This is a genomic window from Paenibacillus sp. alder61, from assembly GCF_020179875.1.
Lineage (GTDB): Bacteria > Bacillota > Bacilli > Paenibacillales > Paenibacillaceae > Fontibacillus > Fontibacillus faecis.
Map to the genome: position 1 here is coordinate 52,400 of NZ_JAIUDG010000003.1, position 22,665 is coordinate 75,064.

Here is a 22,665-nt window from a genome sequence, read left to right on the forward strand (position 1 = left end):
CCCTTTGTTTATTTAATAATACATCAAATGGCGCAAATTGGTTTCAAACGAGGGAACAAAAGAGGGCTCATTTTGTCCGCTGCTTGTCCAGCGATTGACCGTCGGCTTGAGTTTAGCTTTGTTATCCTTAAGCTACAACGAAGATTTGCCGCATCTGGAGCAAGTGAAAAAAATGACGGATAGGAGACTGATCCAATCATGGAAAACGAACCAAAAAAGACAACCTGCTACATCATTGAGCCTTCGGCATGGGGAATCCGGACGGATGGCACCGATGCCGTGAAGACCACGGACGGACTGAACCAAGCGATCGCTTACGCGAAGAACGCCGGATACCCCGAAGTTTTTATTCCGAAGGGAACCTATTTGATCCAAGGTGTCGGGACCGCATACCCGGCGTCTCCCGAGAAAGGCGCGGGCATCCACGTGCCCTCTCACTTGAAGCTCACCCTGGATCACGAAGCGGAGCTGAAGGTCGAGCCGAACAGTTCGAAGGGGTATTCCTGCATTTACCTTCGCAAAGTGGAAAATGTTACGATTTCGGGTGGAATCATTACGGGCGATCTCGACCAGCATGATTTCAGCAAGCTTCCCAAATCAACCCAAGAATGGGGGCTGGGGATTTATGTACACGGAGGCAAAAACATTACGATTGAAAACATGAAGATTCGCAAATGTACCGGGGACTGTATTTTACTCGGTCCGGTGGGCCTCTTGGGGATGGATCCCGACTATGACAAGCCGGAGAAGGTATCCATCCGCAATTGCCAACTGGACGGAGCGCGCCGGAACAACATTTCGCTCACGGCCGGGGAAGGCGTCTTCGTCGAAAACAATGAAATTACGAACGCGGGCACCGTAAAAGGGACAAAGCCTTGCGCCGGCATCGATATTGAAGGATACGGCGAAGGCGACATCGATTACGAGGAGCCGCGAAAAATTGTGATCCGCGGCAACGTGTTCCGCGGCAACGCCGAATCATCCGTCCTGAGCTTTAACGGCTACGAAGTGATTATCGACGGCAATCATTCGGACAATACGTTATCCTACGGCAACGGCACGGATACCGTCATCAGCAACAATGTACTGCTGCGCACCGACAACGCCAGAGTCGCCATCGCCGGGCAGAAGGTGTCGAACGGATTGGACGGGAACAACGTGACGATTGTCGGCAATAGTATCAAAGGCTTCAGCAGCGGTATCGACGCCCGCGGAAAAGACGTCGTCGTTACGGGAAATACGGTTTCCCATTTGGGCAGCGCGAGCGGCACCGGCATCGGCGTATGGGATGCGGAGAATGTGCTGATTACGGATAATGCCGTTCACCGCGGTCAAGGCCTCGCCTACAAGGTTGACAACAGCAAGGATGTTCAACTTTTGAACAACAAGGCCTACCAGTCGGACAGGTACGGCATGGAGGTGGACAAGTCCCAGGAAGTCGTTTTGCGGGGGAACGTATTTAGCCGCTGCAAGGGCGGCATTCAAATCACGAACCGCGGAACAACAGGTACGCAGGTGTTGGCGGAAGGCAATCATATCGATTGCACCGGTTACACGGGACAATCGACGTATACAATCAGCTTCGACAAGAGTAGCGATGTCGCCATCAAATCCAACTATATCCGCGGGGCCCGCAATATTGCCATTTACGGAGCCAGCGCCGCCGGTAGAAGCGTCAAAATTACGGACAACGAGATTGTGGATAGCACAGGCGTAACGGCGGCGATTCAACTGGACGGGGGAGCGCGCGCCGAAATTGCCGGCAACCGGATCACCTACGACCGAACGGCGGACGGCGGTTACGGCATCATCTTGTTGAACACCGTGGATGCGCTCGTCGCGGAAAATTCGATCGGTTCCCATTCTAATTTTGCCCTTAACGGCTCGATCGTTACGGAGAAGGCGAACTCCACCAAGGTAGTGAACAATCTGGCGATCAAGGGCATCCTGAAATTAAATGAAAAGACAGACACGAACCTTGGCAATACGGTGATTGTTTAAGACATATCTGTTCTGAAAACCAATATCCAGGCTGTCGAGTCTTAACTCGACAGCCTCCCTAATGATCACTGCCTCCGGAACCGTTATCGTCCTACTCCCCGCTCTTCTTGGCGGCCTCCTCTTTTACCGCCTTATCCAATACAACCTGCCCTTCCTGCTCTATCGTCTGCAGCGCCTCTTCAATGGACTTCTTCTTCTCCTCGACCAACTTCAGCTCACGGTCCACGATCGGTTGGTATTGAGCGTAGAAATCGCGGGGGATTTTATCATTGTCCAGTGAACTTGCTCCGTCCAAACTCGGCTTTAATTTGTAAAACACGTCCAGGTTGACGCCGTCATATTCCTTCGAATATTCCATACGCGACGAAAGTGACAAAAGCCCATTAGTCAGCGATTTCGATCTCACTTTAGCGAATTTTTCCCCGTTCACAAACTTCAGAAATTCCCATGCCGCATCTATATTTGGAGAGTTCACCCGGATGGCGAACAGCTCATTAAAAGTGATATCCCGGGATTTATCAGGTTCGGCCGGATCGACCGGACCCGCGACAATGCCGACTTGAAAAGGTTTGTAATCCTTGAGCGTATTTTTGGCATCTTTTATGCTGCTCAACAAATAAGATCTGCCGACGGTCATTGCCGAACGCCCCATCAAAAACGCCTGACTCCGATAAAGATCTTCAAGCGTTCCGCCCTGGAACCCGCCATCTTCAGGGTTATAAATGGTTCCCGAATCGACTGCGTCCTTGGCCAGCTTATAAGCTTGCTTCCAAGAGTCCGTATTCAGCGTAATTTTCATCGTATCTGTATTGATAACCTTTAACCCCTGGGTACCCGCTATGGCCGAGGCGAGGCTCTCTATGGACATACCGTTGCCGTTGCCATATCCATAGACTCGGGTCTTTTCGTCGCCAGTGGTCGGAAACCGCCGGGCCGTGTCGATGATGTCTTGCCACGTCATCCCGTCATGCGGCACTTTGACTCCGTATTTTGCAAACAGATCCGCATTATAAAAAAGGGCGCTTCCGTAAAAAGACGGAGCCAGACCGTACAATTTACCGTCGCCTTTCTGCTTAAGTATCTCGACCAATGCCGGATATATGCTCCCGATATCGTATTTGTCACGCTCAATTAAGGGGTTGAGATCCAACAACTTACCTTCCGCAGCAAATTTTTCGTAATTGTCCATGCTCAACATAACTACATCCGGTTGTTTCTTCTCAATGAAGTCTGCCAATGCTTTGTTGTAATCCTGATCATCCTCTGTGTAAATACTGCTTGTGCTAACCACCTCAATATCTACATTTGGGTACTGCATCGAAAATAAATCTCCGTATTGGCTGAAAAAATAGGCTTCTTCGTCCACATACATGATTTTGAGGCTGGAGCGTTTTTCCGTTCCCTTATCAGAAGCACTGGAGCACCCCGCAAACACGACACCGCATAACAGAACCAATAACACCCGCTGCACTAATTTCCTTTTCATAACAAACCTCCTAAATGACAACCTAATATTTTCCACCTAACTAGATAACGTCGAAGCGGGAGACTTGGTTTAACTTAATTTGGCAATTTGTCCGTTTGTGTACATAGAAATTTCTTTTCAACTATTCACTTATGAACCGTGGGAAATCTGGCCGTTTCCTTGGAAAATGATATAGAGGCAATCTTCGAATCGAAGCAGTTGTTGTGTTAGGATTCTTATATCTACATAAAGAAGATCCTCAATCACGTTAATATATCTTCGTATTTTTTGTTCGTATGAAATTATAGGAACATCTAGAATAAAATGATCTATACTTTCCTCCATCAAGCTTGATAAACCCAGATCCCTCAGGTGAGCCTTTGAAATAAAATATTCCAAATACTCTTGTTTAGTCTCCTCAAAATCGGATTTCAAAAACCATGAATCCTTTTGAATACTATCCAATATCCCCTTAATCACATCAATGATCTTTTCGTGCAAGCCCATACTATATACAATCTGCACCCTCAAGAACCAGTGACAATTTATAAAGTTGACGAAAGACGAGGAAAAAAACGAAAACTCCACATTGGAGTCTCGTAATGCATGAATGCATGCTTTTTCAATTAATGCCGCTAGAATATTATGACAAACTTCGTTCTTTATATGGTTCTTCCCGGGGATCATGCAACTAAGGTACGCTTCTATATGATTTACTCCCCAGGAAGTAATTACTTTTTTAATAGGTTCTACTTCTAAATTAAGTTGGTAGCATCTATTAAAACTATCCGGTGCGTTACTTGAGCAAGGAAGGCTGCTAAACTCAGTTTCGATAAATGTAATCACCTCATCTGTTCTGAGATCCCCTACAACATTTACAGCCATTCTGTCGGGAGTGTACCATTTTTCGTGAAAAGCTTTAACTTGCTCAAAACTGAGATTTTTTATAACTTCTTCGTCTCCCATAGGCATTCGTGTTTTGTAAAACGATTGTTTAAATATGATTTTAAATACTTGGTTCTTCCTTCCTCCTTGATTAGTAACCACTTCCTCAAGTACATCCTGTTTAATTTCATCGAATACCTCTATTTTTATATAATTACCTATCGCTATTTGCTTCAAAATGAATATTCCGTGCCTAATGGCCTTGCTGCTTTTGGGACATTTTATTACATAAACCGTTCGGTCAAAATCCGTTAATCCAATACTCCTGCAGTGAACATCATCCGCATAATATCTATATTTATCGAATACCAAGCTCATATGTTCTACTACATGGGCAAGTCCATTTTCCGAGTCCGATTCATGAAGTGACCCTACTTTTAAAGCCAGACTTAACATTACCCCACTCTGTTCGATGTCGGTTTCCCGGACACAATAAGTAAGCCCGTTAGGAAGAGTGCGTGTGCTAATGCGATCCTTCATTAACAAGTTCCCCCTTCATGTACATATCTGACTGCATTTTGTACAATCTTGCATATTCGCCATTGTACCTAAGTAAAGTCTCATGATTTCCACTTTCAAGTACCTGTCCATCTTTTAGAACCAGTATTTCGTCTACCAAACGAATGGTGGAAAGCCGGTGCGTGATAAGAATGGTCGTTTTCTCAAACATTAAATCTTTAAATTTGGTAAACAATTCAAACTCAGCTTCAGCATCAAGTGAAGCGGTCGGCTCATCCAAAATGAGAATGCTGGAGTCAGACATAAATGCCCGGCTAATGGCAAGTCTCTGCCACTGACCGAGTGATAATTGAGTCGCTTCGGACCATTCTTTGTTCAGCATAGTTGCATACTTTAAGGGAAGTTCTTCTATAAAACGATCCGCGCCCGATTGTTCGGCCGCTTTCTTTACTTTCGGGAAATTATTTAAGTCTTCAATTGAACCTAGAGCTATATTTTTTTCGATATCGAAGGGATACTTGATAAAATCCTGGAATACAACCCCGATATGTTTATAATATTGTTCCAGATCGATATTATTTATGTTAATGCCATCCATCAAAATATGACCTGAAGTGGGTTTATACAACCTTAGGAGCAATTTAACCAGGGTTGTTTTGCCCGAGCCATTCAAACCTACAAACGAATAGCTTTTTTTAGCCAAAAGAATAAAGCTAATGTTGTTAAGCACAAATTCTTCTCTGCCCGGATATTTAAAATAAACGTTTTGAAATTCGATCTTCTCAAAGCCGGCAGGGTAAGGAGTACTGGCTGCTTCTTGATTGGGAATTTCCCTCTCTAACAATAAAAAGAGATTTTGAATATAGAGAGCGTCGTCGTACAACGAAGATACGGAGTTTAAAATATTTTGTATCGAATTCTGAAAATTCGATAGAGTGCTAATAAATAAGGTCAAGTCTCCCAAAGTTAAATTTCTGGAAACCACTTTAACGAGAATATATATTTGAAAACTATACGAAACGATATTTTCCAATAAACTAGCCATACTGTTTTGTAGGGTGAATCTCTTCCTTATTTTTTTATCTTCACTCAAAAAGATATTAAAGTCATTGATAATCATGGTCTTAAAATAGGAATTCAGTCGGTTTACTTTGACTTCTTTTATGTTCTCATAAGTGATAACGATGGATTTGAGATAATTGATAAATCTTAACCTTTCAAAACGTTTCGTGAAAATGTCAAACAGTTTTGAGGACATCTTAATGTTAATGACGAGTGAAGGCAGACATGCAAAGAAGCTGATTAAGAGAATGAGCGGACCGAAATTCAAAAAAATCACGATAGCCCCAGACATAGATGAGAAATTCTGCAACGCGAGAATCAGGGTTCTAAGGAGATTCATGGAATGCTGTGTAGATTCACTATTCACCTTTTGAATGCAATCATATATTTCGGCATTGTCGAAATCGGCCATTTCCATCCGCTCAATTTTATCAAGGGTCAGTTCTGTTATGTGCTTGTTCATATAGTCGACTTGGTTAGACTCGAAATACCGACATAAGTTATGCATTATGTCATTGAATTGCGTATACAAAAGATGAATCAATATCCACAAAATAGGTTTGGACAGATCCTTACTGACGAAAGCCTCAACGACGCTGTCAATAAAGAATTTCCATATGATGGTGCTAATCGGAAGGGACAACCCGGCCAACAAATTAAAAAATAACAATAAAACTAAAGTATGTTTTGAACTTTTCCAGAGCAAGTCAAAGGTTTTTGCCAACATTTTCATATATTCTTGTAGAGTAACTAATTTTCCGTGCAGTGCTTTCATATAACGACTCCCATTATAGAAAGGTATGAAAACAGGGCCCTATCCAAAAATAGCGGCCCTGTTTCAATGGACAAAATAGTTTAACAATTAATGAATATATGCCTGTGAATGATTCGCCACTTGATTCTTACTATCTCCAGCGCAATAGCAACCGCATGGATTTGCGCTGGACTTGGCTTCTTTTTGCGATACTTTAGCATTACCCGAACAAATACAGCCATCCATTGGATGTACGCCATAATAAGCTTGTGTATCCATCTTGGTTGTTCTACCTACGGGATGAATCAGTTTCATACTAAACATCTCCTTAAGAATAGATTTATAGAAATAACATTCCGTATGGCCCGGGATCATAAGAATGTTATGACTACCGCATACTGCAGCTCATCATTACGAGATGATAAGATCATTGAAATATTCTACTTTTTCAGGGGTCTCCTCAATTAATTGATGGTATCTTTGCAAGTTAAATTTAGTGATAGCCCTTTCTATATTACAAGTTCCCATTTTCTTGTATTCATCCAGCCCATCAGCTTGATAACATTGAGCAAAACAAATTCCGCATAAGCGTACCGCCCAGCAATTTGAGCAGTGCTTGATTGATTTTTCGGTATACTCTTCGACATAACTACGATAAACCGCTTCCGCATCTATTCCAGTTTCAACATCACCAATAAAAGGTGAATTGGACATTCTTTCACATACTTTAAATTTACCCTCCGTAGTAACATATAGTCTTCTCCGGCCGGGAATACAGCATCCGTTCATATGGATACCCATTGTAGGCTCGTCCGTTATTACTCTATTGTGAATTCGAAGTAGCTCGGTTTGGCTAATGTCTCGAGCCATCCCCTTTATTTCGTTATCTTTATCTATTGTTGTAAAAGCCCACGCTCCTATAGGATCTGCGAGTTCCTCATTAGCACTGAACTCTTCAAGACTCATCTCTTTCTTGACAACCCCCAGTTGTTCCCAGTCGATGTCCCCTTGATCCACATATGAACAATTAATGTTGGTGTCCGGGGGCAACCAATCCAAGGATTTGAAGAAATCGTTCAGTTCTTCGATTTTTTCTAAGCTATATGGTGGACAAACGACGGAATTTATACCCAAAGAGTGATTTGGTTTATCTTGAAAAGCATCTACCAGTTTTTTTAGGCCTTTAATAGCCCTGCTAAAGCTTCCGCTACCATCTACAGTCACACGGTAATAATCTTGAATATTTTCCGGACCGTCCAAACTGCATAAGACCGAACAATTATTCAAAGAAGCCAGATATGCTACGATCTCATCGGTAACAAGCGTTAAATTCGTTGTAAAAGAGACTGAAATATTAACATCGCTCATGATGGCCCTGCTGTATTCAATGCATGTCCTCATTAAATCAAAATTTATTAACGGCTCGCCCCCATAAAAGGTTAAAGCCAAACTCTCCCCTACATGATGAGAAACATAATCCAACGCTTTTTTGGCTGTTTCCCAATTCATATCTTTCTTTGAAAAATTCCTAAATCCAACATTCTCGTCTTGGTATATACAGTACTTGCATCTTAAATTACATTTTTCGGTCAATTCCAAAATAACTTGCTCAATTCCGGCATTAATTAGGTCTGATAATTCTGATTGCTTTGGAGTGATAAATTCCTGGAAGGACGGTGCCTGGAGAATTTTCTCTTGCTCAACAAGAGCTAAAAGCGTATTCAAAGCGCTTTCAATTTCGGTATCCGTGAAATTCAACTGGGTTATGGCGGCGGGGTCTGAACTTGTTAGTAAGCTTTCCAAGATTGCCGATTCTACGACATCGCATAGGAACACCTTACCTGTTCCCGTGTCGTAAAAATATTTGCTATTTTTTGTCTCGAATACCGTCCCCAAACGACCCCAATCCGACTTATGCAAGTTACTTAAAATTGAAATTTTCTTTTCAACGTTTGGACTCACCATGAATGAATACCCCCTTAAATAGTCAAATTTATAATACTCACTCCATTGAAAAATAGAGACTGACTAAGTTATGACTTTGAGAATATTTTCACGATATACTTCAAAATATTTCCTTATTTATAAATCTATATTAACTCTAGTTCCTTATTTTGTAAACAATAAAAATATATTAAAAATATATATAAATTTTCAACAAAAAAAAGGGCCAACTTCATTTCGTTGGCCAATTAACAGAAGTGTTCATTTAATCTATGACGCTAATAAGAATCGCCTCAGCCACCTGCTTATCTTCATTCGATAACCAGACCATAATACTTGGAGCGTTATTCTCAGCTGTGAGCATGGAGGACATATCGGAACCTGTTACTTCTTCATATTTGGTGATGACGGTATTTTTATCGGAGGAAACCAATCTGGAAAATATTCGGGTTGAATCATTGATTTGTATATGTACATACTCCTCAGCCGTTCTTTTTTCATCTGTAGTTCTCATAAGTTTGGGATTCATATATAAGGTAACTTCATGGCCTTCAACAGCCGCCAAATCTCCAACCAAGTCTGCCTTTGCTTCATCCCATCCCGCCATGACCTCCTTATTTTCATAAATAAATTCTACCTTAGCATTTGAGAAAGGCAGCAAATCAGGAGCAATCATCTTAATAACGGCGCCCCCTAAGAGTCCTGTAACCAAGAAGAAACCAATAAGAGACATCAGGAACTGATTCTGCGAGGACGTTGTTTTACGGAACCATTTATATATACCGACACCTATAGCCCCGCCGGCGAAATTCAATAAAATATCATCAATGTCGCTACTGCCCAAAGCAAACACATACTGAATAACTTCAAGCGCAAATGAGGTCAGCAGTAGGCAAAGAAATGAAATGCGAAAAGGCTTGTTGTGTGCGGCATAAGCCACAAAAATCCCCAAAGGAACAAATATCGCGATATTCCCCCCGATATTCGCCAATGCCCTTCCCATGTCTATGTTCTCACTTGTAAAAAATTCTATAATTGTATTAAAAGGAATGATATTAATACTTCTTAATGCTGGCATTATCCCTGAATGGAGCAGTGCTGAAAAGGGAATTGTCTTAAACAAAATAACCTTAATTGCAATTAAAGCATAGGCAATAAACATCAAGTAAAACAGGAAGATCAATAACCTGCTGCCTCCTGGTTTTTCCGGGTTACGCTCCCGGTTGCGGTTCAACTTGAGGTCCACGTTTGTCACACCTTTCCTTATTTTGAAATCTATTCATATAGTTCCATCATAAAAAACGTTTATCCTGAATATTTAGTTACACAGTACCCCGTCAGACAACCTCGATAATATAGAATTCCTGCATATCTGCATGTTTTTTTCTAGTTTAGGGCCAAAATTTCAAAATTCCTGCGAATCTGCAGGAATTTTCGGCGAAACCGGCTCGTTTCTCGAAAATCGCTAGAAATACCTGCAGATTTGCATCTTTTTTCGCATCCCCTCGTGGATCGGCCAAAATACCTGCACATTTGCATCTTTTTGAAGTTGGAAGGGTTGGAAGTGCGCTAGGCGCCTTAATCACCGTGGACTAAATACGATTTGGATATCTGTCTGATGATGAGGCACTAGTCTAGCCACAAAAAAAGAACCCAACCTTATAGATTGGGTCCTTCCGCGACAGAGCGACATCATTCGTCTTCCGTATTCGCTTTTTTCTCGGAGTAAGCGATCAGGTTGATCTTTTCCCCTGTCGACTGCTCCAGTTTTTCCTCCAGCTTCCGGATCTCCTGAACCAGGTGCTCCTTGTTCTCCAGATCGGTAAATACGTAATCCTGTCTCATCGCGTTCACTCCTGGCCTTTTTGACCAGTTTTTGTGATCAAGCCGGATTTTATGCAAGTCGCAAGCCGCGAGCTGCAAGTTGCCCTTATCCCTTGATCGACCCGATCATCACGCCTTTCTCAAAATACTTCTGAATAAACGGATAGATAATTAAGATCGGCAGCGTGGAGACGATAATCACGCCGTACTTGATCTGGTCGGCATACCGCTGCGCGTAGCCCCCGCCGTCACCTCCGGTGCCCGCCCCGCCGGCAAACACCTGGTTGGACAGCAGGATGTCCCGCAAAATGATCTGCAGCGGCTGCAGCTCATTATCGCGGATGTAAATCAAAGCCGTAAAGAAATCGTTCCAATGCCCGACCAGATAATAGAGGCCGATGACGGAAATCAGCGCCTTGGACAACGGCAAGGCCACCTTGAAGAAAAAGGTGAAATGCGAGCAGCCGTCGATGACCGCCGCTTCATGCAGCTCCTGCGGCAGCGAGTTTTCAAAAAACGTCCGGGCGATGATCAGATAAAACACGTTCACACAGAACGGAAGAATAAAGACCCAGATCGTGTTGGTCATATGCAGGTCTTTCATCAACAAGTAAGTCGGGATCAGGCCGCCGTTGAAGAACATCGTCACCACAAAAAGAAACATGATCACCCGTCTCGCCCGGAATTCCCGCCGGGACAGCACGTAAGCGGCCGGCATCGTAAACACCATGTTGACCAGCGTCCCGAATAACGTGTAGAACACCGTGTTGCGGTATCCGGTCCAAATCCGGGCATCCTTGAAAATCTCCTGGTATCCGAAGAAGCTGATCCCTTTGGGGTAGAACAACACCTTGCCCGTCGAGACGAGGGTTGAATCGCTGAAAGAGGCGATGACGATAAAGTACAGCGGATATACGATCAGCAAAAAGATGACGGTGCAGATGAACCCGAGCACCACTTTAAAGACGAGGTCTTTTCCTCCGGTACGCGGTCCGCTCAACGCTTTGCCCGCCCGCGTTCTGGCCAGCTCCATAGCAGGTCCTCCTTTCTCTCGTTTTTTGTCATTTTAAAAGAGGCTGGTCTGTGAAGCCCGTTTGGAAATCGCGTTCATGGCGAACAGGAACACGAAGTTAATCAGCGTATTGAACAGGCCGATCGCCGAGGCCAGGCTGAACTGGTTGGAGACGATCCCGATCTTGTACACGTAGGTGGCGATCACCTCGGAGACCGGGAGGTTCAGCGAGTTCTGCATCAGGAATATTTTCTCGAAGCCGGTGCTGAGAATATTCCCCATACTGAGGATGAACAGAATGATAATCGTCGGTACAAGCGCCGGAATATCGACGTAGCGGATCGTCTGCCACCGGCTGGCGCCGTCGATTTTGGCCGCGTCGTACAGCTGGGGATCGATCGTGGACAACGCGGCCAGATAAATGATGCTGTTCCAGCCGCAATGCTGCCAAATGTCGGACAGCACATAGACCGGGATGAACGTGGAGGTGGAAGCCAGCAGATTGATATGGCCCAGCCCGATCGATTTCATGAAATGCCCGACCACCCCGGTTTCGGAGGACAGCAGCACGTTCAGCATCCCCACAAGCACGATGACCGAAATAAAATGCGGCAGGTACACCGTCGTCTGCATGAGCTGCTTCATTTTTTTGCGCCGGATTTGGTTTAAGATGAGCGCCAGAACAATGGGAGCCGGAAAGCCGAGCACGATGCTCGCCAGGCTGATCATAAAAGTGTTTCGCATCAAATCGGTGAACAGGTAGCTGTCAATAAACTGTTGAAAGTACGCCAGCCCCCGCCATTCGCCGCCGGTCAGCCCCTTGCTGAAATCATAATCACGAAAAGCCAGCTGAATCCCGTACATCGGAAGGTAGTTGAAAATCAGAATCACGATAATGGCGGGCAGGATCATAATCCACAGTTGATAATCGCGTTTCAGAACCTGAAGTCCTTTGCGGGACGGCATAACATCTCCCCCTTACTGCTTGCTTTTGTATTCCTCGTAGTACTTCTGCATGATTTCGAGGTTCTGTGTGATGCCGGCCTTTTGGGCCTCCTTCACGTAAGCGTCCCATTCCGCCTCGATCCCGCCTTTGGTCACCCATTTGGCGAAGCTGGAGTCGGCCAGATTCATCACATTCGTGTTATTCAAACTAAGGATGTTGTTGTCCATCGTAGAGTACTTTATGAACAGAGCCGGGAAGATATCGTTGTCCAAATCGATCTCCTGCGCCTCTTTCAAAGGTTCGGACTGCGTGAGGACTTCCTGCATATCTTTGCCGAGCGTCAATTTCAAGGAATCCGGGATATAAAAAGCGCCATGGTCCGCCATCGTCGACGTCCATTTCCAGGTTCCCGGGTCCATCTCCGCCTTCGCCGGAGGCAGAACGGTATAGCTGCCGTCTCCGTTATCTTTGATATTCGGGCCGATGGAACCGAACAACACCTGCATGCCCACCTTCGGATCGTACATTTCGTTGATAAACCGCATGGCCGCTTCCTTATGCTTGGTTTTGGCCGACATCACGATATGGTTCACACCGTAGTTCAGGTTGTAATGGTCGTAACTCCAGCCCAGCTTCCCGGTATAATCGGCGGAAACCTTCAGCGGAGACATGGACGCGTACTGCGGGGCAAGCTGTTCCCCGAAACGGTCCGAGGCCACCCAGCCCCAGGTGAACCCGACCTTTGCGATATCTCCCTCGCCGCGGGCGACCGACTGGAACTTCGTATAATCATGGGTAAACACTTCCTTATTGATTAAGCCGGCCTTGTACAGTTTGTTCAGGAAGGCGACCATCGTTTTGTAGCGGTCATCGATCAGAAAATTCTTCACCTGGCCGCCTTCAACGAAATAGCCCTCCGCGTTCCCGTCGGACAGGGTGACACCCATGCTCCCGAGCAGTACCGCCGGATTGAAGTAGCCGCCGATGCCGCCCGGCCAATCCATCGGGATCTCGTCGTTCGGATCCCCGTTGCCGTTGGCATCCTTCTCTTTAAACGCGACGAGCACCTCATACAGCTCATCCCAGGTCGTCGGCATGGCGAGACCCAGTTCATCCAGCCACTTTTGGTTGATGTACTGTCGTTGGGCGGACGAAGGCCAGAAACGCTGATACTTCGGGAGCCCGTAAATCTTTCCGTCCGGCTGCGTGGCCATCAGCCGGGTCTCCGGCTTCTCATTGAACATGGTCTGCACGTTCGGCGCCTGATCCAGCATCGTGGACAGATCCTGGAACAACCCCTGGAACTGGGCGAAATCGGCATCCGTAATGACATTCGGGCCGATGAACAAGTCCGGAATATCGCCGCTGGCCAGCATCGTTCCTTTCTTTTGCCCCCAGTCGGACGTGATCTCCTGCCATTCGATCTCTACCCCCGCGGCTTCTTCCACCTGCTGCAGCCATTCCATTTCCTTCAGCGGCTTGGTGAGCGGATGCTTCGTCATAATCGCCGTCAGCTTGACCTTCTCTCCCGACGCCTCTCCGGCCGCCTCCGAAGCCTTGTTGCTTGCTCCTCCCGAGCCGCACCCGGACAACAGCATGGCCGCGATGATGACGAACGACGTGAAAACGGTTACCTTTTTTCGCATTTCTCTACCTCCACACGTTGAATTTGGGCACATCGATTTTTGTGGATCGCTGCCACAGTTTCGCCTGGCTTAAGCCGGCACCTATGACTGTAACGGGAGGTTCCGGGCCGCGTATACGGGCAGTTTTTCGGCGGTTCGCAATTTTTGAAAGCGTTTAATCGCAGCAAGGGATTCAAATTTTGTGGATCTTCAAAAAATGAAGGTTCTAAATCGCACGCCTAATCGCCAAAAAAACCGCTGCGGCGCTTTTCGGTTGCGGCCTCAGCGGCTCGGGACTCAACTTCGGTGAGTTTGGCGGTATTGCCCGGGGGTGGTGCCAACGATTTTTTTAAAGGTTCGGATAAAACTCGAAGTATTGGTAAACCCGACTTGGACCGCGATCGCATCCAACGCTTCCTCGCTCTCCCGAAGCAGTTGCGCGGACTTCTGAATCCGGAGGCGGTCGAGGGTTTCTTTGAAGTTTTGCCCCACCGTTTTTTTGAAATGGTGGCTGAAATTCGAAACCGACATCCCGAAGTGGTCGGCCATGAGCTGCAGGGAGCAGTTGGGGTCCAGGCATTTCGCTTCGAGAACCGCGAGGATATCCTCCCGGTCGGCCGAACGGGGGGACGCGGGCAGCGTCTCCCGGATCATCTCGCAGAGCTTGGCGCTGCTCTCCCGCAGTATCCCCGTCATTTGTTCCAGCGTATAGCGCGGCTGAAAGGCGGCATCCGTCAGGCGCAGCAAGCGCTGATCGTCATCGCGGAAGCGCTGCAGCCCGTTAAAAATCACGCTGGCCGTGTTCAAATAGACGCTGCGCAGCATGTGCGGGGACAGCCCCTCCCCGCCGATATACCCGATGATGCGCTCAACCAGCGACTCCACTTGGGCGGCTTCATTTTTCAGGATGGACAATTCCAGGGACTGCAGCAGTTCGGCGAAATAAGAAACCGTGCCGGACGGGGATACCTCGATTTCCTCAAAGGAGAGAATTCGGGAAGTGCCGCCGAGCCGAAGCTGCTCCACCGTCCGCAGCGCCTGCAAATAGGAAACGTGCGCCCCGTGGGGACAGCGGGCTTCCGCCGGACTGCCGATTCCGACGAGGGTCTTCTCCCCTATGTTGGCCTGGAGCGCGTCCTGCAGCCGCGCCAGATGCGCTTTCGCCGGAACGTCCGCTTCATGCGAGCAGACCAGGATGATTTCGTGATGATACATACTTTTGAAAAAGTATCCCCGCATCCCTTCGGGCAGCTCGGACTCCCGGGCTTTGCAAAATTCAAGCACCCGGTTCGTCTCCCCGCCCCGCTCGGCTTCGCAGGAGAAGACGGCTACGGTTAACATGGGGCCGTTCAGGACAATTCCCGCCCGGACCGCTTCCCGCTCAAACTCCGACCAGGCCGTGAAATGGCCGTTCACCAGCTCAAGCAGGACATTGTCCCGCATAAAGGGCAGCGTCCCCTTGACCTCCTCGTCCAGCCGGCTGTTGGCCGCGGACAGTCCGTTCAGGGTATAACGAATCGTCTCGATTTCGTTCATCGGCTTGGAGGCTCCCGGTTCAAAAAGCGCCGTGGCCACCTCGACCAGCCGTTTGATCGGGTGGTAGTTTTTGCGGATCGAAACGTAGATCACAATCACTTCCAGCAAAAGAATCAGTCCGACCAGGAGCGCCGTGTTCCGCTGAATCGTGCGAATGCCCTGCAAGGTTGCCGATTCCGGGAGCATGCTGACGTACTTCCACCCGTTCTTTTCCGATACCGTCGCCGACACGAGATAGGAGACGCCGTTGATCTTGTGAATGCCGGAGACGGGGCCGGCCGTCTGACCCATCCCGTCCACCAGCCGGGACAAGTCGTCCGAGCTGCGGTACAACGACCCGTTGGAAGCCACCAGCGGTTTTCCCTGTCCGTCAAATATAAAAAACTCCCCGCGGTACGTTTCCGACACCGACTTCATCATGCGGAGAATCGTATCCTCCCGGACCATGATCAGCACCGCGCCGGGAGAATGGGAGCCGCCGACCGGGAGCGGCTGCAGGAAGGTCAGCATCCGCATCCGGTTATTCCCCGGAATAACCACATCCTCCACGGGCCGGACGATCGTGGCGTCCAGCGTATCCAGCGTCTCCACCAAATCCTCGTACGGCCAATTTTCGTAGTAAAAACCGACCCCCGGTTTCGCCATATCCTCCAGCATGTATGCGCTTCCAGTTTTAGAGAACAAATAACCGATGTTCTTTACGTACAGCAAGGTGTTGTAGATGAACGCATCGGTCGCGTTGTATTTTTTCATCTCATTGGCAATCAGCACCCGCTGATAGTCGATCTCCTCCGCCTGGTACATTCTGAACTCGCGGTTCTGCACCAGCTCGAACGGCAGATTGTAGACATAGCGCGTGAACGTGTCCATGGAAGTCATGAACTGCTCCGTAATATGGGCGTTCCAGTCCAGCTCCTTCTGCTTCACGACCTCCGCCGAGTACGGATAGTAGTAAAACAACAGAATCATCACCGGAAACAGCAGTACGAGCAGATAAGAAATCAACAGCTTCGTCAGCAAATTCACCTTGCTTCTTCCCAATCCGGTCCCACCTTCCTATTCTAACTGCCATCTTTTTTATCGTAGCGTCGGGGTGGGGGATTGGCAATAGAGCGAATTTCGCCTCGTGAGCGCGGACCCAAACTGAGGTTCGTTAGCCGTGGCTGCGGAAATAGCTACTTATGCCGTTGCCGCTTTTGCCTACCTCTGAAGGGGTGCGTTTATTACTAGTCCCTTCAGGCAACCTTGATTATATAGAATTCCTGCAAATCTGCATGCTTTTTCTAGTTCGGGGCCAAAAATTTCAAAATTCCTGCAAATCTGCAGGAATTTTTGACGAAACCGGCTCGTTTCTCTAAAATCGCTAGAAATTCCTGCAGATTTGCATCTTTTTCCGCATCCCCCTCGCAAATCGGCCTAAATACCTGCAAATTTGCATCCTTTTGGAGTTGGAAGTCACTACACCACCCTTCATAGCAGGTGTTTTTTGTTTCGCACGCTTCTCGTGATTAACTGGCTAAAGCCACTAAAAACAAGGGGCCGCGCTCCGCGCCCCCAGTCTTCCAAACGATTTAAAATTCTCCGTTTAAGCCTTCTTCACAAACTCCGATTTAAGCTTCATCGCCCCGAATCCGTCGATTTTGCAATCGATGTTGTGGTCTCCGTCCTCGATCAGCCGAATACTCTTGACCTTCGTTCCTATTTTCAAAACGGACGAGCTCCCCTTCACCTTCAAATCCTTGATGATCGTTACCGAGTCGCCATCCTGCAGCACGTTTCCGTTGGCATCCTTGACCGTTTTGGCACCCTCAACCGGCTCCGTCCCGCTCTCGGCCCCGGGCATCCACTCATGGGCACACTCCGGACAAACCAATAGACTACCGTCCTCATAGGTATACTCCGATCCGCACTGCGGACAGTTGGGCAAATTAGACATGGTAGGTTCTCCAATCTCTGATTTAATTTATTGCCATTGTAACATATGCGGAAAAAGAAAGAGCTCCGGACGGGCATTTCTCCGGAGCCCTTCTATATTATTTCACCTGCTCGCCGCCTTCGGCCCGGACATCATAGTCATGGCTGTAGGAGGCTTCCATAATATTTTGATAGGCCCAGTGTGCGGTATCTACGTCGCTCCAAAACCGGTTGTCTACGCCGTACAAAGGACCGCGGTCGAATAACCGGTTCACGATTGTGACGGTCTCCGCACGGGTGAGCTCCTTCGATGGAGCAAAACTGCTGTCCTGGTAGCCAGCGATCACGCCGGACGCTTTACCCGCCGCGACGTACCCGGCGGCCCAGTGGCCCTGGATATCGTTAAAGGCAGTACTTGCCTCCGCGTCGCCCATTGGGGCCAGTTGTTTAATTCTGGCGGCAGTCACCGCCATTTCGGCGCGGGTTACGGCCGCTTCCGGCCGGAAATTCCCGCGCTCGTCCCCGACCATCAGGTTCTTCTCTTTTACAAACGAAATCGCTCCATTGGCCCAATAGCCGTCCGCCATATCCGGGTAAACCGCGCGGCTTGCCGTACCCGCATAGCCCAGGTTCCGCGCCAGCATCATGGCCATTTCCGCCCGGGTTACAGACTGATCGGGCTTAAAGGTGCCGTCCGGATAACCTTTGATGTACGCCTGGTGAGTGGTCAACTCTTTTCCATCCCAGCTTAGGATGGTAAAGGTACTGAATTTGTTCACCTGGAACTGGAGCCCCTGCTCCCCGTTTCCATAATCCACAACCGATCCGCGAACCAAGTCCTTCGATCCGTCGCTATGTTCGATATAAATCGCCAGCGAATCGAGGAAGGCCTTTTTCTCCTGCTCGCCGGTCGGTATAGTTACATCGCGCAGCGGCAGCACCAGGGTAACCGGGCGGCTCTGCATATTGGTTTCGATCGTCATGGGACGGCTCACCACGAATGGCGCCAGTTCCTTTGAAATGGTCGCAACCACCGGCTCTTTCACGGCGCGGTCGCGGATAACCTCTTGTTCGGACTTTTGTTTTACCGGCACCAATCGGAAATACAAATCATCCGGGAAGTTCAACAGCGAACCATTCGGTACGAGTACACTGCCGTTCTCCGTATAAATCTCCAGGTTTTTGCCCCCGGAGCTTACGACGTTCAACGCGGAAACCGGTACGTTGACCTGGGTCTCGCCGACCTCGTCCTTCTCGTCCGGAATGACGACTCGCACGGTCGGCTGATTTGCGGCCACGGCCTTGTCCACCGCTTCCTGCGCCTTCTCCCGGCCGAGGGTTACATGATCCTTGACGAGCCCGTCCGTTCCGGTGGTACGCTGAATCTTCGCTTTGGAGACTTCGGATTGACCTTGGCCCATATCCACAATGACCTCAATCTCCTTGGTGTTGCCTGCCGGTGTTGGTGTAGGTGCCGATGTCGTGTTGCCGCCTGAACCGCCGGAAGTGCCGCTACCGGACCCGCCGGTAGATCCGCCGCCATTAGATCCGCCGCCGCTTCCCCCGCCGGAGCCGCCGTCACCGGTAGGTCCGCCGTCGGATGGGTTGGGATTGGATCCCGGAGCCGCAGCCTGGATGGTCAAATGGAATGTGCCGACAGTGCGGCTGGCATCAGCGGCAGTCGCTTTCACGGTTACGGTTCCCGCCGCGTTGGCGGTCAACAAGCCCGCGTCGGAAATAACTGCGGAGCCCGTTTCATTCGCAACCGTCCAAATCACGTTCTTGTTGGTCGCGTTAGACGGTTTTACCTCCGCCGCAAATTGAAGCTTGTTTCCGGCAGTGACCGAGGCCGTGGATCCTTCGCTCGTCACCACGATCTCGTTCACCAGAATCGGCGTCACCGTGATCTCCTGAGTCGCAAAAACACCGCTGCCGTCGGCCGCCGTAGCGGTGACGGTTACCTTCCCAACCCCCGTTGCCGTGAGCAAACCGGTGGCGGCATCCACTGTCGCCGATCCCGTTCCGTTCTGCACGCTCCAAGTCACTCCGCGGTTATGGGCATTGTCCGGTTGCACGCTTGCGGTCAACTGCAACGTATTTTCAACCTGAACGGTATCGGGCGAAGTGATCGCAATGGAAGATACGGGGATCGCCGGAGGCGTCTTAACCGTAATGGTCTTGCTTCCGCTAAGGAACGGATTCTGCACCGAAGTGGCGACAACCTTCACTTGACCGGGAGTTAACCCGCTGACCTCACCGCTAACGGGGTGAATCAAGGCTTGGCCGTCCAAAGGCACTATACTCCAGGTTACCCGTTTGTCCGTCGCGTTAGATGGGGTAATCGTTGCAGTCATAGACAACTTGCCCCCCGTATAAACTTCATCGGTCAAAGAAGAAACCGTAATTCCGCTCACATCGACCTGAGGCGGAACAATTTCAATTTGCATCGTTTTTCTCAGGTTGGGATTGCCGAGGGATATGGCCATTACTTCGGCTCTACCCGTCTGCGTTGTGGTCAGTACGCCATTCTCATCGAAGCTACCGTAGCCTCCCGGCAGAGTAACAGGTTGTCCCTGATCGTCCACCCCCGGTGTCGGCAGGTTGTTGATCGACCAAACCACCTTTTTGTTAAAGGCGTCGGCAGGCAGAATATCCGCCATAAAGTGTAAAGAATCTCCCAAAGTAACTTGGGTTGTGTTTTCCTGATTGCTGATCGTCATACTGGTGGGCAAGGTCTGCCCTTTAACCATAATCTGCTTTGTGGCCCGGATGACATTGTTCTCATCGGCCAAGGCGTACACCTCGACGATTCCCGGATAAATTCCCCACAAAATACCGGTCTCCGAATCGATGTTCGCTACCCCGTCCCTATATAGAACCGACCAATGAATTCCTTGATTTGTGGAATTGGTCGGCAGCACTCGGGCGGTCATCTGCACGGATTCGCCCACGTACACTTCCTCAACATCTCCGGTTATTTCCACACTGTCTACATTAACTATTGAACCCGTTGCATACGCAACTTGCGTTCCCGTATAAGCGGAGGTCAGCACAAAGCTTGCCGACAATACGAAAGATAGAACCGCTGATAACCATTTGTCCTTTTTCAATTCTGGGTTGCTCCTTCTTGGATGAAATAAACTTTAGCGACGTTCCATCTCTCACTACGTTCCGATGTCCTCTTGTCTGTAAATCCCTGCTGTCTCCGCCCTTCCCTTTTTTAAGTGTGAATATGCAATAAGTCTTTATCGGAATAAATTTAGAGGATTTTAATATTGTCGGCGTGAATTAATTTTTGCCAAAAAAATACCCCTCCGGGAAACGAGTTGGCGTTTCCTAAAGAGGGGAAGGTATCGGGATTATGATTTTAGCGGAGTCAAGTTTTCGCTTGGATAAGAAGCCTACCACGCATCGTCGTAGGGTGCGACCATGTCGATTTTAAATTTGAAATTACTTTGTTCCCATTTCAATCCACGCACCCGCGTAGGGTGCGACGGAAATTATGGAATTGGCGGGTTTCGCCAAACCGATTTCAATCCACGCACCCGCGTAGGGTGCGACATTATTCATTCCCCGTATGCAATCCAGTTGATCATTTCAATCCACGCACCCGCGTAGGGTGCGACGTATACAACGAAATCACGGGTTGGTCGGTATATCTATTTCAATCCACGCACCCGCGTAGGGTGCGACGCGGTAACCGCAAGCAAGACCTGCATCCTTGTTGGGATTTCAATCCACGCACCCGCGTAGGGTGCGACAAGCAGGCAAATGAGGAGCGGGCGCAACTGGCTCAATTTCAATCCACGCACCCGCGTAGGGTGCGACAAAAAGTACACGAATGCGGTCGCTCGCCTTGCGATTTCAATCCACGCACCCGCGTAGGGTGCGACGTGGAGGGCATGAAAGAACTGACCAGCGCTGATTTTATTTCAATCCACGCACCCGCGTAGGGTGCGACCATTGATGGACGTCTCCGTATTATATTTCGCCAAATTTCAATCCACGCACCCGCGTAGGGTGCGACGTAATTGATGTGATTGATAATGAATTAGGAGATTATATTTCAATCCACGCACCCGCGTAGGGTGCGACTGTAGGTAATCTGGCCTCCCAAATCTTGCATAGCTATTTCAATCCACGCACCCGCGTAGGGTGCGACCCCAGGTCTCCATCAATTTTGGTATTGGACGGATATTTCAATCCACGCACCCGCGTAGGGTGCGACGTCATACGGTGGAATGCATGTATCTGGACTTGGACATTTCAATCCACGCACCCGCGTAGGGTGCGACGGAAACAACAGCAACAACAACCTACTGGGAATAATTTCAATCCACGCACCCGCGTAGGGTGCGACACGTAAGTGAGTTTTTGCCCGGCTGTTGCACATTATTTCAATCCACGCACCCGCGTAGGGTGCGACCGAGGACGTATTCCTTGAGACCTCGTTCGTGCCATTTCAATCCACGCACCCGCGTAGGGTGCGACGCGACGAGTACATTCGGTTGGGATGGTCATTCGATATTTCAATCCACGCACCCGCGTAGGGTGCGACTCCACTTGATCAACAGCGCCTTGATTTCCTGCATGTTTCAATCCACGCACCCGCGTAGGGTGCGACTCAACCTTGTAAGTGCTAGGAATAAAGAAATCCAGAGTTTCAATCCACGCACCCGCGTAGGGTGCGACAAGATCAAACTGTAAAGGCCGGGTTCATTGATGTTTCAATCCACGCACCCGCGTAGGGTGCGACGTATATAACGCTGTGTTATTAAATGACCTTAGCATGTTTCAATCCACGCACCCGCGTAGGGTGCGACCCGGGCGTAATAGCTTCCAACAGATTCAGCAGTTTGTTTCAATCCACGCACCCGCGTAGGGTGCGACCTGCAAGCTGCTGCGCTTGAAATGGATTACAGTCGTTTCAATCCACGCACCCGCGTAGGGTGCGACAAACAGGCGTATCATTTTCAGCCCGATTCTACTAGTTTCAATCCACGCACCCGCGTAGGGTGCGACTCGAATTCATACGCAGGATCGCCCCACAGGCCGTGGTTTCAATCCACGCACCCGCGTAGGGTGCGACTCCGATTTTCGGCATAAAATAAGTAATGATATGAAAATATTGCTAATTATTATCCTTTATTTGATAAATATTCTCCCTTCATACGTCAA

14 protein-coding genes and 1 CRISPR repeat array are annotated in these 22,665 nt (G+C 48.5%); of the genes, 1 reads left to right on the plus strand and 13 read right to left on the minus strand.

Annotated elements, in window-relative coordinates; all coding sequences use genetic code 11:
- The first annotated feature begins 198 nt into the window (after positions 1 to 198).
- On the plus strand, positions 199 to 2,001 hold the full coding sequence (locus LBW89_RS03845; RefSeq protein WP_225038537.1) for a right-handed parallel beta-helix repeat-containing protein: 1,803 nt from the start codon (positions 199 to 201) through the stop codon (positions 1,999 to 2,001).
- Between the two features lie 91 nt (positions 2,002 to 2,092).
- Here LBW89_RS03845 and LBW89_RS03850 read toward each other — a convergent pair whose 3' ends face one another.
- From LBW89_RS03850 to LBW89_RS03910, 13 genes are all read right to left on the minus strand, one after another.
- Positions 2,093 to 3,487, minus strand: a complete 1,395-nt coding sequence (locus tag LBW89_RS03850) for an ABC transporter substrate-binding protein (RefSeq protein WP_225038538.1) — start codon at positions 3,485 to 3,487, stop codon at positions 2,093 to 2,095.
- Between the two features lie 129 nt (positions 3,488 to 3,616).
- Positions 3,617 to 4,891, minus strand: coding sequence for a M16 family metallopeptidase (locus LBW89_RS03855; protein ID WP_225038539.1), 1,275 nt, complete (start codon positions 4,889 to 4,891; stop codon positions 3,617 to 3,619).
- Positions 4,875 to 6,707, minus strand: a complete 1,833-nt coding sequence (locus LBW89_RS03860) for an ABC transporter ATP-binding protein (RefSeq protein WP_213507355.1) — start codon at positions 6,705 to 6,707, stop codon at positions 4,875 to 4,877. Before LBW89_RS03860 ends, LBW89_RS03855 begins: the two co-directional genes overlap by 17 nt.
- Positions 6,708 to 6,794: 87 nt before the next feature.
- Entirely contained in the window at positions 6,795 to 7,001 is a 207-nt protein-coding gene (locus LBW89_RS03865; protein ID WP_213507354.1) for a hypothetical protein, read from the minus strand.
- A 96-nt stretch (positions 7,002 to 7,097) separates the two neighbouring features.
- Positions 7,098 to 8,651, minus strand: coding sequence for a radical SAM protein (locus LBW89_RS03870; RefSeq protein ID WP_225038540.1), 1,554 nt, complete (start codon positions 8,649 to 8,651; stop codon positions 7,098 to 7,100).
- Between the two features lie 244 nt (positions 8,652 to 8,895).
- Positions 8,896 to 9,876, minus strand: coding sequence for a VanZ family protein (locus LBW89_RS03875; RefSeq protein WP_225038541.1), 981 nt, complete (start codon positions 9,874 to 9,876; stop codon positions 8,896 to 8,898).
- A gap of 446 nt (positions 9,877 to 10,322) precedes the next feature.
- Positions 10,323 to 10,475, minus strand: coding sequence for a hypothetical protein (locus tag LBW89_RS03880; protein ID WP_170287134.1), 153 nt, complete (start codon positions 10,473 to 10,475; stop codon positions 10,323 to 10,325).
- A gap of 85 nt (positions 10,476 to 10,560) precedes the next feature.
- On the minus strand, positions 10,561 to 11,487 hold the full coding sequence (locus LBW89_RS03885) for a carbohydrate ABC transporter permease (protein ID WP_148455007.1): 927 nt from the start codon (positions 11,485 to 11,487) through the stop codon (positions 10,561 to 10,563).
- A gap of 33 nt (positions 11,488 to 11,520) precedes the next feature.
- On the minus strand, positions 11,521 to 12,432 hold the full coding sequence (locus LBW89_RS03890; RefSeq protein WP_225038542.1) for an ABC transporter permease: 912 nt from the start codon (positions 12,430 to 12,432) through the stop codon (positions 11,521 to 11,523).
- A gap of 12 nt (positions 12,433 to 12,444) precedes the next feature.
- Entirely contained in the window at positions 12,445 to 14,058 is a 1,614-nt protein-coding gene (locus LBW89_RS03895) for an ABC transporter substrate-binding protein (RefSeq protein ID WP_225038543.1), read from the minus strand.
- 276 nt (positions 14,059 to 14,334) lie between these two features.
- Positions 14,335 to 16,614, minus strand: a complete 2,280-nt coding sequence (locus LBW89_RS03900) for a helix-turn-helix domain-containing protein (protein WP_148455000.1) — start codon at positions 16,612 to 16,614, stop codon at positions 14,335 to 14,337.
- A 544-nt stretch (positions 16,615 to 17,158) separates the two neighbouring features.
- Complete coding sequence (locus LBW89_RS03905) at positions 17,159 to 17,509, minus strand: zinc ribbon domain-containing protein YjdM (RefSeq protein WP_148454998.1); 351 nt, start codon at positions 17,507 to 17,509, stop codon at positions 17,159 to 17,161.
- Positions 17,510 to 17,606: 97 nt separating this feature from the next.
- Entirely contained in the window at positions 17,607 to 20,597 is a 2,991-nt protein-coding gene (locus tag LBW89_RS03910; RefSeq protein WP_225038544.1) for an Ig-like domain-containing protein, read from the minus strand.
- Positions 20,598 to 20,950: 353 nt separating this feature from the next.
- Positions 20,951 to 22,576: direct repeats of the CRISPR family, unit length 32 nt; unit sequence ATTTCAATCCACGCACCCGCGTAGGGTGCGAC.
- Positions 22,577 to 22,665 lie beyond the last annotated feature (89 nt).

Bases quoted from the DNA above. Each gene is read 5' to 3' on its own strand.
- LBW89_RS03845 (WP_225038537.1), top strand. From the start codon at position 199: ATGGAAAACGAACCAAAAAAGACAACCTGCTACATCATTGAGCCTTCG.
- LBW89_RS03850 (WP_225038538.1), bottom strand. From the start codon at position 3,487: ATGAAAAGGAAATTAGTGCAGCGGGTGTTATTGGTTCTGTTATGCGGT.
- LBW89_RS03855 (WP_225038539.1), bottom strand. From the start codon at position 4,891: ATGAAGGATCGCATTAGCACACGCACTCTTCCTAACGGGCTTACTTAT.
- LBW89_RS03860 (WP_213507355.1), bottom strand. From the start codon at position 6,707: ATGAAAGCACTGCACGGAAAATTAGTTACTCTACAAGAATATATGAAA.
- LBW89_RS03865 (WP_213507354.1), bottom strand. From the start codon at position 7,001: ATGAAACTGATTCATCCCGTAGGTAGAACAACCAAGATGGATACACAA.
- LBW89_RS03870 (WP_225038540.1), bottom strand. From the start codon at position 8,651: ATGGTGAGTCCAAACGTTGAAAAGAAAATTTCAATTTTAAGTAACTTG.
- LBW89_RS03880 (WP_170287134.1), bottom strand. From the start codon at position 10,475: ATGAGACAGGATTACGTATTTACCGATCTGGAGAACAAGGAGCACCTG.
- LBW89_RS03885 (WP_148455007.1), bottom strand. From the start codon at position 11,487: ATGGAGCTGGCCAGAACGCGGGCGGGCAAAGCGTTGAGCGGACCGCGT.
- LBW89_RS03890 (WP_225038542.1), bottom strand. From the start codon at position 12,432: ATGCCGTCCCGCAAAGGACTTCAGGTTCTGAAACGCGATTATCAACTG.
- LBW89_RS03895 (WP_225038543.1), bottom strand. From the start codon at position 14,058: ATGCGAAAAAAGGTAACCGTTTTCACGTCGTTCGTCATCATCGCGGCC.
- LBW89_RS03905 (WP_148454998.1), bottom strand. From the start codon at position 17,509: ATGTCTAATTTGCCCAACTGTCCGCAGTGCGGATCGGAGTATACCTAT.